General features: G+C 29.7%; 14 protein-coding genes and 1 tRNA gene. 10 read left to right on the top strand and 5 right to left on the bottom strand.

Annotation, left to right across the window (positions count from 1 at the left end; all coding sequences use genetic code 11):
• Nucleotides 1-103 precede the first annotated feature (103 nt).
• Nucleotides 104-1,090, bottom strand: coding sequence for a TRC40/GET3/ArsA family transport-energizing ATPase (locus MRZ80_RS05865; RefSeq protein WP_292537194.1), 987 nt, complete (start codon nucleotides 1,088-1,090; stop codon nucleotides 104-106).
• A 306-nt stretch (nucleotides 1,091-1,396) separates the two neighbouring features.
• On the opposite strand from MRZ80_RS05865, the gene MRZ80_RS05860 reads away from it, so the two are divergent.
• The 4 genes from MRZ80_RS05860 to MRZ80_RS05845 all read left to right on the top strand — a co-directional run bounded on the left by MRZ80_RS05860 (nucleotide 1,397) and on the right by MRZ80_RS05845 (nucleotide 7,225).
• On the top strand, nucleotides 1,397-2,200 hold the full coding sequence (locus MRZ80_RS05860) for an NAD+ synthase (protein WP_292537191.1): 804 nt from the start codon (nucleotides 1,397-1,399) through the stop codon (nucleotides 2,198-2,200).
• 274 nt (nucleotides 2,201-2,474) lie between these two features.
• On the top strand, nucleotides 2,475-5,333 hold the full coding sequence (gene leuS / locus MRZ80_RS05855; protein WP_292537188.1) for a leucine--tRNA ligase: 2,859 nt from the start codon (nucleotides 2,475-2,477) through the stop codon (nucleotides 5,331-5,333).
• Nucleotides 5,334-5,502: 169 nt separating this feature from the next.
• Nucleotides 5,503-5,574: transfer RNA gene (locus MRZ80_RS05850), tRNA-Arg, on the top strand.
• A 148-nt stretch (nucleotides 5,575-5,722) separates the two neighbouring features.
• A complete protein-coding gene (locus tag MRZ80_RS05845; RefSeq protein ID WP_292537185.1) occupies nucleotides 5,723-7,225 on the top strand; it encodes an AAA family ATPase in 1,503 nt (500 codons plus the stop codon).
• Nucleotides 7,226-7,458: 233 nt separating this feature from the next.
• Here the strand turns inward: MRZ80_RS05845 and MRZ80_RS05840 are convergent, their stop codons facing one another.
• Nucleotides 7,459-7,881, bottom strand: a complete 423-nt coding sequence (locus MRZ80_RS05840; protein ID WP_292537182.1) for a hypothetical protein — start codon at nucleotides 7,879-7,881, stop codon at nucleotides 7,459-7,461.
• A 145-nt stretch (nucleotides 7,882-8,026) separates the two neighbouring features.
• Nucleotides 8,027-8,425, bottom strand: coding sequence for a CTP-dependent riboflavin kinase (locus MRZ80_RS05835; protein WP_292537178.1), 399 nt, complete (start codon nucleotides 8,423-8,425; stop codon nucleotides 8,027-8,029).
• Between the two features lie 237 nt (nucleotides 8,426-8,662).
• Between MRZ80_RS05835 and hisG the strand changes: the two genes are divergently transcribed.
• The 3 genes from hisG to tfrA are packed head-to-tail and all read left to right on the top strand — an operon-like array spanning nucleotide 8,663 to nucleotide 12,026.
• The gene (gene hisG, locus MRZ80_RS05830) at nucleotides 8,663-9,529 is read left to right on the top strand and encodes an ATP phosphoribosyltransferase (protein ID WP_292537175.1); all 867 of its coding nucleotides are present in this window, start codon (nucleotides 8,663-8,665) and stop codon (nucleotides 9,527-9,529) included.
• A 5-nt stretch (nucleotides 9,530-9,534) separates the two neighbouring features.
• Entirely contained in the window at nucleotides 9,535-10,314 is a 780-nt protein-coding gene (locus tag MRZ80_RS05825) for a fumarylacetoacetate hydrolase family protein (RefSeq protein WP_292537172.1), read from the top strand.
• 41 nt (nucleotides 10,315-10,355) lie between these two features.
• Entirely contained in the window at nucleotides 10,356-12,026 is a 1,671-nt protein-coding gene (gene tfrA / locus MRZ80_RS05820; protein WP_292537169.1) for a fumarate reductase (CoM/CoB) subunit TfrA, read from the top strand.
• A gap of 289 nt (nucleotides 12,027-12,315) precedes the next feature.
• Here the strand turns inward: tfrA and gatA are convergent, their stop codons facing one another.
• Nucleotides 12,316-13,680, bottom strand: coding sequence for an Asp-tRNA(Asn)/Glu-tRNA(Gln) amidotransferase subunit GatA (gene gatA, locus MRZ80_RS05815; RefSeq protein ID WP_292537165.1), 1,365 nt, complete (start codon nucleotides 13,678-13,680; stop codon nucleotides 12,316-12,318).
• 387 nt (nucleotides 13,681-14,067) lie between these two features.
• Here gatA and MRZ80_RS05810 point away from each other — a divergent pair, with 387 nt between their 5' ends.
• Both MRZ80_RS05810 and MRZ80_RS05805 read left to right on the top strand, forming a co-directional pair.
• Nucleotides 14,068-15,003: a transcriptional regulator FilR1 domain-containing protein gene (locus MRZ80_RS05810; RefSeq protein WP_292537162.1), complete on the top strand. Its 936-nt coding sequence runs from the start codon at nucleotides 14,068-14,070 to the stop codon at nucleotides 15,001-15,003.
• Nucleotides 15,004-15,825, top strand: a complete 822-nt coding sequence (locus tag MRZ80_RS05805) for an ArsR family transcriptional regulator (protein ID WP_292537160.1) — start codon at nucleotides 15,004-15,006, stop codon at nucleotides 15,823-15,825.
• A 314-nt stretch (nucleotides 15,826-16,139) separates the two neighbouring features.
• On the opposite strand, the gene MRZ80_RS05800 is transcribed toward MRZ80_RS05805, so the two are convergent.
• Entirely contained in the window at nucleotides 16,140-17,279 is a 1,140-nt protein-coding gene (locus MRZ80_RS05800; RefSeq protein WP_292537157.1) for a uroporphyrinogen decarboxylase family protein, read from the bottom strand.
• Nucleotides 17,280-18,426: 1,147 nt separating this feature from the next.
• Here MRZ80_RS05800 and mtaA point away from each other — a divergent pair.
• On the top strand, nucleotides 18,427-19,440 hold the full coding sequence (mtaA, locus tag MRZ80_RS05795; protein WP_292537155.1) for a methylcobamide:CoM methyltransferase MtaA: 1,014 nt from the start codon (nucleotides 18,427-18,429) through the stop codon (nucleotides 19,438-19,440).
• The last annotated feature ends 156 nt before the right edge of the window (nucleotides 19,441-19,596 follow it).

Genomic DNA, 19,596 nt, shown 5'->3' with positions numbered 1-19,596 from the left:
AATATTTTTTCTATAAATACTATTTTTTGAAAATAAATTAACTATAAATTAAAATAATCTAAAAAAAAGTAAAAAAAAGATGGGTGGTTATATATGTGCACTTTTATAATGCTATAGGACCATTTGCAGGATCAGATCCATATAATATATCACAGATGTCATAAAGTTGACTTAGTCCACGTACTTCATGTGCTTGAAGTGGAACTTCTGCAATAATTTGATCTTCAAATGTAGCTTTTATTGTTTCAAGACGTTTTTGTTGAAGTTCATAACGAGCAGAACAAAAATCACAGTGATTATTATTAGGCTGAATCTGGTTTACAATAATACCATCAGGTGTAATATTTGCTTTTTTAAGTGCTTCTGTTGCTCTTGTAGATTCAATAATTGACATTTCCTCAGGAATAAGAACTGACTTAAATGTTGTTCTTTTAGGATCTGTTAGAATATCACGTGCCATAATAATCTGTTTTTTAGCCTCATCAAGTTGTTGCATACTTAGTTCATCTTCTTTTTCATCAGATCCCATAAATGGAATGAGATTTTTAAGTTTCTTTGCTGCTTTTCCAAGAGTCTTTTTTGTTTTAATAAGTTTTCCCATCCAGGAGTCCATCATCTCAGGGAAGGATAGGAGTCTAAGTGTATGTCCTGTAGGTGCTGTATCAAAGATGATAACATCGTATTCATCGTTGTTCATATACTCCATAAATTTATCAAAAGATGCAACTTCATCAATACCAGGAGTTGAACTCATCATGTCCATCTGATCTGATAATAATCCAAGAGTATCATCATATTGTTGTTGGAATTGCATCTTCTTTTGATATTCTTCCATTGCAAGATCAGGGTCAATTTCAATAGCTTCAAGATTTGTTGTAATAGGTGTTGGTGTATGTCTTATATTTCTTTCAAATGAATCACCAAGAGAATGTGCAGGATCTGTTGAAATAATAAGTGTTTTTTTACCCATTCTAGCACACCATAGTCCTGTTGCAGCAGAAACTGTTGTTTTTCCAACTCCACCTTTTCCTCCAATAAATATGAAGGTTGACTGTTTTTTATTAAATTTTACAAGTTCACTAAATGCCATGTTTTCATAACTCTCCCATATTTTTTCTAGGATTCTAATATTATAATTTTTTTTTATTAAATTTCTTTATGATTATACAAATAATTTATATAAAAATTATTATTCTATTTTATATAATATTAATTTAATTAATATATAATGTTTTATTTAAAATAAGATTACTTTTATTTAACTTATAATCTAATAATAATCATTCTTCTTTTTTATAAATTAATAATAAATAGTATCATTTATATAATAAATTATTATAAATTTAGAAAAATATTAACAATAATAATTTTATATTAAATGGGGATGAAAAAAGATATGATAAATTTACCTGATTTTGATGATAGAGACTTTGTTGAAAGAGCTTGTTCATTTATAAAACAAAAAGTGGAAGAATCAAATTCAGAAGGTGTAGTATTAGGTTTAAGTGGAGGAATAGATTCAGCAGTAGTTGCATGTCTTGCAGTACGTGCACTAGGATCTGATAATGTAATAGCATACAGATTACCATCAAAAACCACATCAGATGAAGATCTATTCGATGCAAAACTTGTTAAAGATGAACTAGATATCTTCTCACCATACATTTCAATTGAAGATATACATGATTACATACTAAATGTATGTGATAAATCAGATGACAATAAAAAAGGTAAAAATGATGAAATAGCATCAGCAAACCTAAAACCAAGAATACGTATGGCAATACTCTACTATTTTGCTGCAAAACACAATTACCTAGTTTTAGGAACAGGAAATAAAACAGAACTAGAAATTGGATACTTCACAAAATATGGTGATGGAGGATCAGATCTTCTACCAATAGGAGACCTATATAAAGAAGATGTAAGAAAAGTAGCACAAACACTAGGTGTTCCAGAAACAGTAATAACAAAAGCACCAACAGCAGGTCTATGGGAAGGTCAAACAGATGAAGATGAAATAGGAATGACCTATGATGTACTAGATCGTATATTATACTTATATGTAGACAACAATGAGGATGCATCTTCAATTGCAGATAAACTTGAAATTGAAAAATCAGAAGTAGAACGTATTATTAGAATGGTAGAAAATGCTGAACATAAAAGAAAAACAGCACCAATCATATCAAAATTCTAAGAAAAATATTAGATAAAATTAACTTTTTTAACCTCCCTTTTTTTTATATTTTTTTCATAATTTATACTAAAAATTAAAATATTTCCTATTAATATAAATATAAATCATATTAAATATAATGTGAAAATATTATTTTTTCAAGATAATTATAACAGCCTTATTTACTACTTTTTATAATCCCCATTAACAATAAATAAACTCATTATATGATAAACTAAGAAAGTACAAATTGGGATTAATTGAGTATAGTAAATTTTTTTGGAGTTTAATATTTATGGTAACAGAAATTGAAAAAAAATGGCAAAAAAAATGGCAAGATGCTAAACTTTTCGAATCAAATCCTGATGATAGAGAAAAAATGTATCTAACAGTAGCATTCCCATACCCAAGTGGAGCAATGCACGTAGGACACGGAAGAACATACACAGTACCTGATGTATATGCAAGATTTAAAAGAATGCAAGGATACAATGTACTATTTCCAATGGCATGGCACGTTACAGGAGCACCAGTAGTTGGAATTGCAAAAAGAATAGAAAGACAAGATCCATGGACACTTGACATCTATAAAAATGTACATAAAGTACCAGAAGATGAACTTAAAGAGTTCACAGATCCTGAATACATTGTAAAATACTTCAGTAATGAATACCACAATGACATGGTAAATATGGGATATACAATTGACTGGAGACGTGAATTTAGAACAATTGACCCACACTACCAACAATTTGTAAGATGGCAAATAAGACAACTAAAAGATAAAGATTTAATTCATAAAGGATCACACCCAGTAAAATACTGTCCTGATGATGACAACCCAGTAGGAGATCATGATCTTCTTGAAGGAGAAGGAGTAGCAATTAATGAATTAACACTTATCAAATTCCCATATGAAGATTCATACCTTGTAGCTGCAACATTCAGACCAGAAACACTCTATGGTGCAACAAACATATGGCTTAATGATAATGAAGAATATGTACAAGTAAAATACAACGATGAAAAATGGATCATATCCAAAGCATCATATGATAACATAATCTACCAAAAAGAAGACATGGAAATCATAGCAGATGTAGATCCAAAAGATTTCATAGGAAAAGTTGTAAAAAACCCAATTAATGATGTTGAACTTCCAATATTCCCTGCATCATTTGTAGATCCTGACTATGCAACAGGTGTAGTATTTTCAGTACCAGCACATGCACCGGCTGACTACATAGCACTTGAAGATATTAAGAAAAATACAGAAGCAATAGAAAAATACGATCTTCAACAACACATTGATAACATTCAAATTATCAGCCTTGTAGATCTTAAAGGATACTCCGAGTTCCCTGCAAAAGACTTCCTTGATGAGTTCAATGTAACATCACAAGATGATGAAAATCTTAAAGAAGCAACAAATGAAAGCTACAAAAAAGAACATGCAAAAGGTATAATGAATGCAAACACAGACTTTGAAGGAGTACGTGTTGCAGATGTACGTGATGATGTAGTAGAACTACTTATAAATGAAGGTATTGCAGATAAACTATATGAATTTGCAGAAAAACCAATTATCTGTAGATGTGGAGCAAAATGTGTAGTTAAAGAATTACATGATCAATGGTTTGTAAAATACTCAGATGAAGCATGGACTAAAAAAGCATATGAATGTCTCGACCAACTTGAAGTAGTACCAAAAGAGGTAAGATCAAACTTTGAATACTACCTTGACTGGCTAGAAGACTGGGCATGTTCAAGACGTCTAGGTCTTGGAACACACATGCCATGGGATAAAAAATGGCTCATTGAACCATTAACAGATTCAACAATCTACATGTCATACTATACAATTGCAAAATTCATGGAACAAATCAACCCTGATGATCTTAACGATGCATTCTTTAACAAAGTATTCCTTAATCAGGAAGGAGCAAATGATGGATCAGTAAATCAGATACCAGAAGAGCTAACAAATGAAATACAAAAAGAATTCAACTACTGGTATCCACTTAACTGGAGATTATCTGCAAAAGATCTAGTGGGAAACCACTTATCATTCTGTATGTTCCACCATTCTGCAATCTTCCCAGATACAAAATGGCCACAAGGAATAACAGTATTTGGTATGGGTCTTCTTGAAGGACAGAAAATGTCATCATCAAAAGGTAATGTAATACTTCTAAGTGAAGCAATAGATACCTATGGTGCAGATACAGTAAGACTCTTCTTGATGTCATCAGCAGAACCATGGCAGGACTTTGACTGGAGAGAAAAAGAAGTAAATGGTATTCAAAGAAGACTTGAAGCTATTGGTCAATTCCCACAAAAAGTAGAAAAAATTATGGGAGAAGATCTTAAACTTCCACTAGAAAATACAATTCCAAAAGTTGAAAAACCAATCAACAAATGGATTATTAGTCAAATCAACCGTAAAATAGCAGAAGCTACAGAAGCACTTGAAGGCTTCCAGACAAGAAAAGCACTACAGGCAAGTTTATTCTTATTTAGAAAAGATATTGACTACTACCTTAACCGTATTACAACAGTTACACAAGAAGAAAAAGATACACTTACCTACATTGTTAACACCTGGATACGTCTCCTTTCACCATTCATACCATATATGACAGAAGAAATCTGGGATCAATACAATGATGATGATATATTCATGGCATCAGTAGCATGGCCTGTAGCTGATGAAAGTGTAATAGATGAGAAAATTGAAAAAAGTGAAGAAATAATTCAAGATCTTGCAAAAGATGTAAAAGAAATTATCAAAATCACAAAATCAGAACCAGAAACAATACATCTTTACACATCAGAAGACTGGAAATATGAAGTATATGAAATTGCACAAGAAGTTGGAAAACCAAATGTTGGTGAAATAATTCAAAGATCTATGAAAGCAAACTTACATGATAATAAGAAAGAATTATCTAAATTTGCAACAAAAGCAGGAAAATCATTTAATAAAATCAACTATGTAGGAAAAGTTGATGAATATGCAGTAATAAATGATGCAATAGATTATCTTGAAGATGAAATTGGTGCAAAAGTAGTTGTACATAATGATAATAGTTATGATCCACAAAATAAAGCACCAAATGCAACACCATATAAACCTGCAATTTATCTTGAATAGATAAACTAACTCCAAAAAATTATTATGTAGAGAAGATGAAAATCTTTTCTCTATATAATTTATTATTTTTTTAATATTTTTCAACTAAAAAAGCGAAATGTTTATTATAAGTTATTTACAAACTATTATAATAGTTATAAAAATTACATTTTATAATACCGCATAAAATGCCTTGATAGTGTAGCGGATATCACGAGGGACTGCGGATCCCTTTACCCGGGTTCAAATCCCGGTCAGGGCACTAATTCTTTTTACTAAATTATATATTTTTTATAAATATCAACTCTTTTTTAGAATTTATATACTATTTTTTGACTTATTATTTTTATACTATCTTATCTAAACTTATTATTATCTAATTTAAAAAAATTATAGGAATGGTTATTTAAATGAGTAGGATAGGAATAGTAGAAGTTGAAGGAATATTAACATTATATGAAAACTTTGGACATCTTCCAACAGATATTGTAGGAGCAGATGGAAAAGTACAAACAGGTGAAAAAGCTCACGATGTACTTGATGGTATAATTATACCAGGTGGTACACTTCTTGAATCAGAAACAATGACAGAAGATCTTGCAAATGAAATAAAACTTATCAATGATAACGATGGATTTATTCTTGGTATGTGTGCAGGTTTTCAGGTACTTGCAAAACAGACAAATGTAGGACGTAATTCTCCTGTTCCAATTATACGTGAAGGTCTTGGACTTCTTGATGTTAAATTTGAGCCAAAAATCAATACAAACTATGTAACAGCAGAAGTTGCAGATGACACAACACTTTTTACTAAAGATCTTATGGGTGAAAAACTCAGAGGATTCCATTGTCATACATATGGTGAAATAGAATCAAATGATAAAAATCTTATCTATTCAAATATTCAAAGATCAAATTATAAATTTAAGCCAGAAAAAGTACTCTCTGGTGTATCAAATAAGAAAGGTAACATTCTAGGTACAACAGTACATCAAATACTTGATAATAATAGTGCTGTTGTTGATAATATTCTTGATTATATCGATGCAAAAGATGAATATGAAGATATTAAACTTAGAAATAAGAAACTTCATGCAAAAGTATTTAGTGAAATTGGTATTTCAACAGGAAATATTGCACCACTTAAAGATGAACATCCAGAAGTTCCACCAATGATAATGCTTATGGCAACAGGATCAGAGTCTGGAAAAACATTCCTCTCAAGTGGTATTGTAGGAGCACTACGTGAACGTGGAATTCATACATATGTTCTAAAAGTAGGACCTGATATTCGTGATTTATCACCATCACTATATGTAAATAAGGAAAAGCTTCATGATTATGCATCAATTAAGATTGGAAATATTGGACAAACACCACTTGATGAAGTACTAATGAGTATTAAAAATAAGGGATATGACCTTGTACTTGTTGAAGGTGTAATGAGTGCATTTACAGGTCTTCTTAATGAGAAAACTCCATATTCAACAGCAGAAATAGCACGTGCTGGTAATATTCCAGTAATTATGGTTTCAAGTGTAAGTAAAGGTGGTATTGAAACAGCTGCTGTTGATATTGAAGCACATATGCAACTTCTCAAGAAGATGGATATTACAACAAAAGCTGTAATATTAAACAATGTATATGATGAAACTATAGCAGGACATGTTGCTGATTTCATATCAAATAAAACAGGTCTTGAACGTGAAAATGTATGGAATGTAACAAAAGCTAAGTTTGAATCTAAAGGTAGAGTACCAGAAGATTACTTACAACTTGAAAAGTTCACAAAAGCATCAAAAGATGTTGTAAATAAAGATCTTGATGTTATGAAAATCTATGAAATGGCACAAAAACCAGAATTTAGAGGCTATCTTACATATGATGAAATATGTGATCTCTACAAAAACTAGGAATATATAATAATATTAAAAATATGCATAAATATCTGTGCATTTCAACTTAAAACTAGTAATTTAGTGGACTTTAGTGTTAATTTAAAAAAAGTAGAATTAGAAAAGAGAATTTATTTTTTTTAGATAATCTAATTTATCCACTACCTTTTTTTTTATTAAAAAAATTATTTATTATTTAATCTCTTTTTCTATTTTTTATCTTCTAAAAAAAATTAATTAAAAAGTTGTATTTACATTTCTTCTTTAATATTTTCAATTTTACGTTTAAGTGTATCTTGTTTAATAATCATACTGAAAATATTAGATAAATTTAATTTTTCATCAGCAACAACTAAATCTTTCTCATCAAGAGTGTTATAAATAGTTCTTAAATCACTTGCTGGAATTTCAATGGTTTCATCATCTTGGGTAATCCATTTTGTTTCATACTTAAAATTACTACCACTTTTATATAAGTTAAGTTCAACAGGTGCTGCTTTAATAATTACCTTATCAACCTGACTAATAGGTTTTGTAATGTTTTCCTGTTCAATTGTTGATGTTTCAACAATCTTTTCTGATGGAATTATTTTAAGAAATGTATTGTCACCTATTTTTCTAATTAAAGATTCCTCTAGATTGATATTTGTTATTAATTTGTCTTCATTGTCCATTACTTCATCCTCCTAAGGTATATATTTAAAGTAAGCCTTCTTTAGTAAATCTTTTTTAAATTATATTAAATATATTTTTAATTTTTATACAATATATGTTTTTATAAAGAAAAAGTAAAATTTATCATACATCAAAAAATTTAAATTAATTTTTTATTTCAAGAATAACTTCATCATCATCTTCAAGATCCATACATTGACGAAGATTATCCTCACATACAAATTCAAGAGTATTAGTTGTATAAACACTTTTTATTGGAAAAAGAATTGCACCAGACTTTGTAATATTATTTTTTAAATCAGTAATCTGTGCAAATAAAAAGAATACATCACCATAATCATCATTACCATCAATTTTTTGAAGATTACCTGAATGCTCATTTTCAATATCAATTTCTATATCATCTTTAAGCTTAATATTTAATGTACCAGCAAAGGGCATAAAGCCTAACTTTTCTTCATACTGACTTTTATAAACATCAAGCTTAATAAAATCTCCAGCTTTCTGTAGTCCTGAAGATATAACACCTTCAAAATTTAGCATAAATATCTTATTTCCCCATATAAATTTTTTTTAAATAAAATCCTAAGTATATAAAATTTAATTATATTCAATGATATAATATATATTATAATTAATTTAAACATTAAATTAAATTTTATTATAATAATAATGATATTTTCTCGATATAAAAATGTGGAGAAAAATTAATCATCAAAACAATATTAAAAAAAAATAATAAATTAAAACTATATTTTTAAAATGGAGGAACATAATACCATGAACATACGAATAGCTCTTCCTTCCAAGGGACGTATAAGTGGTCCTGCTGTAGAACTTCTAGAAAAAGCAGGTATCGGACTAACAGATAATTCAAATCGTAAACTATTTTCAAACACATTTGACCCAGAAATAAGTGTAATGTTTACACGTGCAGCAGACATACCAGAATATGTTGCAGATGGAGCAGCAGACATAGGAATTACAGGATATGATCTTGTTTGTGAAAAAGATGTTGATGTAGAAATGCTAGAAGATCTTAAATTTGGAGCAACAAGACTAGTTGTTGCAGTACCAGAAGATTCAGAGTATAAGACAAAAGAAGATATTAAGAAAATAAAAACAATAGCAACAGAATTTCCAACAATAACAAAAAAATATCTTGATGAAAATGGAATAGATGCAAAAATACTAGCACTTAGTGGAGCAACAGAAGTAGCACCACTTATAGGAATAGCTGATGCAATAGCAGATCTTACAAGTACAGGAACAACACTTAAAATGAACCATCTACGTGAAGTTGACACAATCATAACAAGTTCTGTACATTTAATTGCAAATAAGGAAAGTTTCAAAACTAAATTTGAAAAAATTGAAGAAATAAAAACTGGAATTATTGGAGTATTACATGCAGATGGTAAAAAACTGTTAATGGTAAATGTTCATAAAGAAGATCTTGACAAGGTAAAAGATGTAATACCAGGTATGGGTGGACCTACAGTATCTGAAGTATATGGTGATGATAATATGGTAGCAGTTCACTCAGTAATTTCAGAAAAAGAGGTATTTTCAACAATTAACAAACTCCGTAAAATAGGTGCAAAAGACTTACTTGTTGTACCAATTGAAAGAATACTTGAAAACTGATTAATATGAAATATATTAGATATGAATTTGAAGATGAAATATATACAGCAATAGTAGAGGATAATAAAATCTACAGACTAAACTATTCAAATATTATCGATGCAGCACATAATGAAGATGAAATTAAAGCATCTTACCATGATAGTGTATGTGATGATATAGACTCTGTTAAAATATTACCACCAACTGATGTAACAAAGGTTGTATGTGTAGGACTTAACTACTATGATCATGCAAAAGAATTAGATATGCAACTTCCAAGTGAACCATTACTCTTTATTAAACCATCAACAGCAGTAATTGCAAATGATGAAGAAATTATCTATCCAGATGGTGTCAAACAACTTGACTATGAAGGAGAACTTGCAATAGTAATTCTTGATAAGATTACAAGAGATAATAATAAAGATGAATACCTCTTAGGTTTTAGTGTATTTAATGATGTTACAGCACGAGATCTTCAAAATAAGGATGGACAATGGACACGTGCAAAATCATTTGACAGCTTTGCACCATATGGTCCTGTAGTTTCAACAGATGTAGATGCTGAAAATCTTGATATTAAACTTGAAGTAAATGGTGAAATACGTCAAAATTCTAATACAAAAAATATGATTTTCACACCATCACATCTTGTTGAATACATATCTAATATTATGACATTAAATCCAGGTGATGTAATAGCAACAGGAACACCACCAGGTGTAGGACAACTTGAATGTGGTGATGTTGTAAAAGTAACAATAGAGAATATTGGAACTTTAGAAAATATAGTTAAAAAATAAGAAAATAATAAGATAAAAGATAAGAGGATGAGGATTTATTTATGAAAATTAAGGAATATTCATGTGATGTACTTGTAATAGGTTCTGGTGGAGCAGGATGTAAATGTGGAATTGTTGCAAGTGAAGAAGGAGAAGATGTAATAATTGTATCTAAAGGATTAAGTTTTAAATCAGGATGTACAGTACTTGCAGAAGGTGGATATAATGCAGTATTTGGATATGTTGATGAGGAAGATTCACTTCAACTTCACATTCAAGATACACTTAAAGGTGGATCCTTCCTAAATGATATGATGCTTGTTCATAAACTTGTAACAGAATCACCAAAACAACTCGTAAAACTTGAAGCATATGGATCACTCTTTGACAGACAAGATGATGGAAGACTTGCACAACGTGCATTTGGTGGACAAAGCTACAGACGTACATGCTTTAAAGGTGATGAAACAGGTCATGAAATGATGCTTGGACTAAAACAGGAAGTTGTACGTGAAAATATAGAAGTACATGATGAGGTAATGATTACAAAACTACTCTATAATGAAGATCATACAAAGATTGTAGCAGCAGTAGGTGTATCACTACAAGATAGTAGTATCATAGTATATCATACAAAAGCAACAGTAATGGCAACAGGTGGATGTGGATGGCTATATCCTGTAACATCAAATGCATTCCAGAAAACTGGTGATGGAATAATGATGGCATACGATGTTGGTGCAGATGTAATGGATATGGAAATGGTACAATTCCATCCAACAGGAATGTTATCACCTGTATCAAGAAGAGGAGTATTGATCACAGAAGCTGTACGTGGAGAAGGTGGACATCTCATAAACAGTGAAGGTGAAAGATTCATGACCAAGTATGATCCACGTGGAGAACTTGCAACTCGTGATATTGTAGCAAGATCAATCTATACAGAAATTCAGGAAGGACGTGGAACAGAAAATGGTGGAGTATACTTATCTGTAGAACACTTACCTGATGAACAAGTACATAAAAAGCTTCATACAATGGTACAGCAATTTAAGGATGTTGGTGTTGACATAACAAAAGAGCCAATGGAAGTAGCACCTACAGCACACCACTTTATGGGTGGAATAAAAATTGACCTTGAATGTAAAACTAATGTAGAAGGATTATTTGCAGCAGGAGAAGCAACCTCTGGTGTACATGGAGCAAACCGTCTTGGTGGAAATGCACTAGCTGACACTCAGGTATTTGGAAATATTGCAGGTATATCATCTGCTAAATGTGCAAAAGAATCAAAAGAAGAAAAACCATGCCAGGATGACCTAGATTGTGAAATTGAAAGAATAAAAGCTATGCGTCATGATGGTAAATATAAACCATCAGCTATTAAAAGTGAACTTCAACATATCATGTGGGATCATGTTGCAATTATAAGAGATGAAGAAGGATTACTTGAAGCACAAAGTAAACTTGATGAACTTGAAAAGAAAACAGAAGATATGAAAGTTCCAGGATTTGATGAATTTAATGCAGAACTTATCACATCATTAGAAATAAAATCAATGATACGTCTTGCAAAACTTATTGTAAAATCAGCATTACTACGTAAAGAAAGTCGTGGAGCACACTACAGAACTGACTATCCTGAGTTAAATGATGAAGAATATCTTAAAAGCTTTATTTTAAATAAGGATGAAGATGTCAGAACAATAGAACGTGGATTTGATGCATACTAAAATTAAATTTAGTAGAAATATAAAATCATAAAGAATTATTTTTCATAGTAAGTAACTTTTTTTTACTATGAAAAAAATAAATTCTCTCTCTTTTTTTAGATAAAAATTATAAAAATTAGATAAAAATAAAATTCTTTTTTTTTAAAAATAAATAAAAAAAATAAAAAAAATAGTTTAAATAAATAATATGAGATAATAAAAAAGGATTTCTCATATTATCTTTTTTTTCTTAAAATTCCCCTTTTTTATTTAGAATTTTTTACTTAAGGTGTTAATGGATAGTATTTTTCTAGTTTTCAAGTGCACTCATTGTTGCGAGTATTTTATGATCATCTTTAGGTTTTGCTTGTAATTGTAAACCTACTGGTATTCCATCAACATCTCCTGCATTCATGCTACTTGCTGGTATTCCTGTAATGTTTGCAAGTACTGTGAGTACATCGTATGCATACATGTCCATTGTTGAGATTTCTTCACCAATTTTGTGTGGAAGTTTTGGTACTGTAGGTCCTGCTATTACATCTACACCATTAAGTAGTTCTGAGAAATCATTACGTATAAGTGATCTTGCTTTTTGTGCTTTGTTGTAGTATTTTCCACTGAATTCTTTCTGACTTATGTATGATCCAATTTCAAGTCTTCTTGCTACTTCATCACCACATACTTCTTCAATTCTTTCTCCATATTCACGACCATCATATTTTCTTGTTGCTGAGAAGAATTCTACATAGTTGATAAGGTAGTATGTTGGAAGACCAAGAGATACATCATTAAATGATAACTCCTTAATTTCTGCTCCAAGATCAATCATGTTATCTATCTGTTTGTTTACAACTGCATTGATTTTATCATCTGTTACTTCTGTAAATTCATTTACAACTCCAACTGTTGTATTTTCAAGTGATGTTGTGTTAATATCATCTATGAATTCTGTTGTTGGTTTTTTAAATGTTGTACAGTCACATGGATCATATCCTACAATTGTATCAAGCATTAATGCTATTGCTGATGTATCATTACCAAATGCTCCTATCTGGTCAAGACTCATTGCAAGGTCAAGTAGTCCTTGTCTTGATACCATACCATATGTAGGTTTAAATCCCATTACTCCACAGTGTGATGCTGGGTTTCTTATTGATCCACCAGTATCTGATCCTAGTGTAATATCACACATATCTGCTGCTATTGCTGCTGCTGATCCTCCACTTGATCCTCCTGGAATATGACCTGGTGCTTTAGGGTTGTTTGTAGGTCCATACATTGATGTTTCAGTTGAACTTCCTGCTGCAAATTCATCCATGTTTGTAAGTCCTACAATTACACCATCTTCTGCCATAATTCTGTTAATTACTGTTGCATTGTAACTTCCAATGTAATCTTTTAGTGTTGGTGATGCTGCAGATATTGTGTAGTCTGCAACATTTATGTTACATTTAATTCCTATAACAAGTCCTGCAAGTTTTCCTACTTTTTCATTGTTTTTTATTTTTTCATCAACTTCTGCTGCTGTTTTTCTTGCTCTTTCTATGTCTACTTCAACAAATGCATTAATATCATCGTTTTTTTCTTCTATGGTATTATACATCGTTTCTAGATTTTCTGTAGCTTTTAGTTCTTGTTGTTTTATTGCTTCGACTTTTTCTATTATTTTCATTTGATGTTCACCTTTAGTAAAAAAATAATTTAAAATGAATAAATCTTTTAATTATTAATAGATTATCTTTATATGTTTATTATTTATTTAAATAAATTAATATATTTTCAGATATTATATATTCAAAGTTATGGTTTTCATGTTATGGAATTATTAAAATTCAATATGAAATTTATTAAATTACATCTTATTTTTATTTTCAAGTTTGTTTAATTTTTTACATTAATATTCAAATTACAATAAATATATTTCAACTAATCTTAAAATAAGTATTACAATTATTATTTAGCTGTATTATTTAACTATACTATTTATAAATTTAAAAAATAAATCATAATATTAACAATACCCACATACAACGTAACTATCATTAGGTGGTATAAAAAAATGGACTTGAAAAGAGATGAATATCATGAGATAAAAGATGAAATCTCATTTCTAACCAATTCCCTAGTTAGAATAAAGATATTAATCTGTCTCTATGAAAAAGGAGCATCAGTAAAAGAAATCAAGGAAAAAACAAATACTAACTATTCATCTGTAACATCAAATATAAACAAGCTTGATGAGAAAGGATATGTAATAAAAAAACAAGATAAATACTATCTTAAAACATCAACAAGAATCAAACTAATAAATATTCTATCATTAAATGAAAATCTAAAATTCCTAAATGAATATGAAGATTTCCTAAATGATCATGATATGAAAGCACTACCACAAGAAGCATTTGCAGAACTTCCTGTAATGAGAAATGTAGAACTAATACAATCAGATAGATTAAATCCCTTCAAGGCAACAGATACATATAAAAGGGCAATGACACGACAAGGACGAGTATGTGCAATATGTTCATATCTACATCCTGAGTGTAAAAGAATAATTTCAGCTGTAATGGAACAAGAAACAGGACTAAACTTAATGGTTTACAAGGAAGTTGCAAAATACATACAAAAATGTGCAATGAACTACCAACAACATGATGAAATACGAAATAAATACTTTAATATAAAAAGACTAGACTATGAACCAAAAATAGCAATGGTAGTATCTGAAAAAGAAATAGTGCTAAGCTTCCACAGAATAGAAGGAGTAATAGATAAAAATTCATGTTTTATATCAACAGATCAAACAGCAATAAACTGGGGATACAACCTATTTAAGGAATTTGAAAGAAATGATGATAAGAAATATGTATCAATGCAACATTTAATTCTTGAAAAACTAAGTCAAGAAGAAGATGAAGAACTTGATGAACGTTGCATAGCACAAGCAGATGATGATGAGGAAGAATATGATGAGGATATGGAGTGGGTGATTTAGGTGTCATTTGAAAATATTGAAAATTTAATTTCAGATTCCTATGATCATATAGATTATGTATGTAGATCAGAGTTAAGACTTGAAATACTCTATGCACTAATGCGTGGAGATAAAACATCAGAGGAACTTAATGAAAAACTAAATATTCAGAAAACTAATCTACTGCGTACACTAAAAGAACTTGAAGAAGCAAAATTTGTGCAAAAAAAGGCTAAAAAGTATTCTCTAACATCTGTGGGAAATCTTGTAATACGTAATACAAATCAATTCTTTGAAAACTTCTTTTGTGTATCAAAACATGAGGAATTCTGGGAAACACATTCTCTTGTAAATATACCATTTAGATTTATTCGAAACATTAACATATGGAAAAATGCAGAACTTGTAAAATCATCAGGTCTTGTATATAATAAGCCAATGAATACACTTCTAAGACGTTGTGGATCAGCAAGTAGATTTAGAGTTGTTCTTCCAATATTTTCATTGTTCCATCTTGAAACATTTCTTGATGCAATCTATGAAAATAATGGACTGATGGATCTTATAACATCAAAAATAGTGTATGATGCAATAGTTGAAAGTGATATTGCAGATGATTTTCTCAAGGCTTGTGAGGATGGATATGTAAGAGTATGGATTGATTATGACAATGAAATTAACATGTTTTTAACTGCAACTGATAAGTTTTATTCATTATCACTATTTTATATGGATGATTCATATGATGATGCAACAATGTTAATATCAGATGATGAAAATTATTTCAAAAAAATAGATAATATATTTGATTGTTATACAAAAAAATTTAAGTTATTAATGTAAACTATCTTAGGATTATTTAATAGTTTACATTTTTATAACTATTTTAAAAAGATATAAATTCCCCTAATTTTAAGATTTATTTTATATAGATTACAACTTTTTTTTATTTACAGATAGATTTCCTGTTATATTACAGATACAGATTTTATTATATATAGATGTGTTTAATATATATGGTATAAAATTTTTGTTTTTAATTGCCTAAAATAATGGGGGAGAGGTTATTTTCCCCCAGTTTTAAACTTTTTCCCTTTTTTTAGAATTTTACTAACTATTTGAGGTTTTCTTCCCTTTTTTAATTATGTGAGATTATTTTATAATTTGAGTGTTTTTTTAAGTTTTGGCATTTGGTGGAAGTTTGCAACAGGTGGAATCATTTCTTTGTAGTCTGGTTCCCAGGATAGTGCTTCTTCGTTTCTTTCTCTGGTAATATCCATACCTTTTTCATAGTATTCATCTCTTGCTTTTACCATTGCTTCCATTGCTTTAAGTGGTGTTCCAGGTGGTACACAACAGGATGAACCTAGTATGTCAATTCCACGATCTAATGCTTTAAATGTTTCTGCTCTTACTCCTTCAAGGTCACCTTTAAAGAGTGTGTCTGTTGCTACGTTTCCTACAAGTTGGGTGTCACTTTTAAGGTCGTATTTGATTTGGTTTGCTTCTTTAGCATTTACAGAATCTTCAAATGAGAATCCGTTGTAGCCAAGATTTAATGTATGTTTAAGGATAGGTGTTGTATCTCCACATACGTGTAATACTATGTTGAAGTCTGCAGCTTTAGATATACGTTTAAGTGGTCTTGATACAATTTCATCAAACATTTCAGGTGGTAGTAAGTCTGCTGCTACAGATGGTTCATACATACAATCTCCCTGTATTCCTATGTCATTGTATGCTTCTACAATTTCTATTACTGCATCAGCCATTACATTTGTTCCTTCTTTTACAGCTTCAGGGTCTGTTGCAAGACATTTCATTAAGTATTCAATACCTACTACTTGTCCAAGTAATGTGAATGGTCCAATTTGTCCACCTATAAGAGGTACGTCTGGATATTTTTCACGTCCAAGTTCACATGCTTTTGCAACTACTGGAATTCTTCCACTACTTAGGAAGTCATCGTTTACTTCTACACTTGTAATGTCATCAAAAAATGGTGATGCTGTAATTTCAGGGATGTGTTCGTTTCCTTCTCTTAGGTCAACTTCACATCCAAGTGCTTCAGATTCAATTGCTAAATCGAATGGAAGGTTAATACTTTCAATTCCTGCATATCTGTGTGCACTTTCTCCTAAGCCTAACATTTTTTCTGGGTCAACGTGTGAAATTGGGAATCCACAACCACTTTTTTCCATTCCTTCAACTAATGCTACAGATACAATACTTGCAGCTGGTACTTTTTCTACTTCTTTTCCTGCGAATGCATTTTCTAAGTTTTCAATTAGATCCATTTTGATTTCTCCTATTAAGTTTTTAAGATATAGCGAAACTCAACAGGACAATTAAAATTGATTTGATTTTTGCTTAAAATTTTTATTTTAGGTAATTAAAAACATTTCTTGCTTTATTTCGGATTTAAAAACAATTTAATGTTTTTTTCTAACTATCCTGTTAACTTTCTAGTTAATAGTATATTCTATGTTCTATATAAAGAGCAAGTAGTTTGAAAAGATAAAAAAATTAAGGATATATAATATAAAATCTAATTGTATAATTATTTATGATATAAAATAAAATTAGCAAGTTATGATATAATTTAAAGATGTATGATATAATAATAAATGTAATGATAATAAGTTTTATGTCATGATAATTTTTATTATACCATGATAATTTCATAAAATTATGGTGGTTATGATAAAATTCTATAGAATTTCTTTATATGAATATATACTATATAAAGATGTTGAATATATTAAAAATAACATAGTATGAATTATTAATAAAAATTGAAATTAGTATAAATATAGTACATGACTTTTTTTGGGGTATAAAATATTATTGTAATCTTCAAACCCTTTTTTTCATAAAATATAATTAATATTAGAAAAATTATTTTCTTAATAAAAAAAACTTTATTTAGAAATTTTTTTTATAAAAAAAGGATTCATAACTTAATTATTAAATTTAGGTAAGACTTAATATTAAGTAAAATTTGATAGAATAGTTAATTTTTATAATTTATATGTATTTTTTTAAAAAAATACTCTATATTAAATATATACTAGGCTAAAATAAGCATCCTATGTCTTTTATTTGTTATAGGTTAGAGTATAGTATAAATATATAAATATAATGTAAACAATAATATAATTTAATAACAAATTGCTTAAGCATTTATGTAGTAAATTGAATAGTCTTATACTCACAATAATAAAACTATTTCTTTTAACTAATAATGTAATTATTTTTTTATTATAATCCTTATAATAAAAAGAGATGATGCAATTTTGTTAATTCTATCTAAGCTATTATAATATAGTCTTTGTAGAAATATTGAAAAACAAAAAAAAATGTTATATATAAACATTGAAAATTTTTGAGTTATAATTGTACATAACTCAGATAATATATTATATTATTATAAAAGGTGAACAAATGGATCTTATAGATAATTTAAAAGCAGCATTAAACGGCGAAGAAGTAGACGTAGTACCAGCAATAAGTGCAACAGCAGCAGCTGTAGAAGAAGCTTTCCCAGCAGCTGGAGTATCCTGGCCAGAAGCACACACAGATGCAGAACAAATGGCTAAATTAGGTATTGCATTACACGAACAAGCAGGTTTAGAATGTGCTAGAATTCCTTTCGATTTAACAGCAGAAGCAGAAGCATTCGGTTGTAAAGTAGATTTAGGTGACATGGAAAACACACCAACACTCAAATCACACGGTGACGGTGACCCAGAAGATTTAGAAGTACCTGATGACTTCGTAAACCAAGGAAGACTTCCTGTAATCTTAGAAGCTATCGAAATCTTAAAAAATGAATACCCTGAAGTACCTGTAGTAGTAGGTATGGCAGGTCCTTTCACATTAACAGGTCACCTCTTAGGAGTAGAAGACTTAGTAAAAATGTTAAAAACAGACAGTTTCATTGTAGAAGATGCAGTAGATGTAGCTTTAGAAGCACAAATCGAATTAGTAGAAGCATTTAATGACAGTGGAGTAGATGTAATTTGTGTAGCAGACCCTACATCATCCCCTGAATTATTAGATCCTAACGACTTCAATGAATTTGCATTACCTGCATTAGAAGACTTATCAGCAGAAATGGAAATGGAAAGTATTATCCACATCTGTGGTAACTCAAAACCTATTCTTGAAGGTATGCTCGACTGTGGTTTCAGCGGAGCTTCAGTAGAAGAAGCAGTTGACATGGAAGAAGCACAAGAATTAAGAGAACAAATCGGAGCAGACACTGTAATGGTTGGTAACATCTCAACAAGTCAAACATTATTCAGTAAACCAACAGATGAAGTAAAAGCTGAAGTAAAAGCAGCACTCGAAAAAGGTACAAACGTATTAGCACCAAGTTGTGGTATTGCACCTAAATCACCTTTAGCAAACATACAAGCATTTGTTGAAGCAAGAAACGAATACTACGGAATATAAGTAGATTTCATTTCATAAGTAGAAATCTCTTTTCTACTTATTTTTTCTAACCATCCATAGATAATTTTTTCTAACCATCCATAGATAAAATAAAAATAAATACTCTTTTTTTAGGATAATTTTTAGTAATATAATTTTTCTTTAGAAATTTTATTG

The sequence above is a fragment of the Methanosphaera sp. genome (assembly GCF_022768985.1).
In the GTDB taxonomy this organism is placed as follows: Archaea; Methanobacteriota; Methanobacteria; order Methanobacteriales; family Methanobacteriaceae; genus Methanosphaera.
Note: the sequence above shows the minus strand (reverse complement) of the source record. Positions and strands in the feature narration are given on the sequence as shown.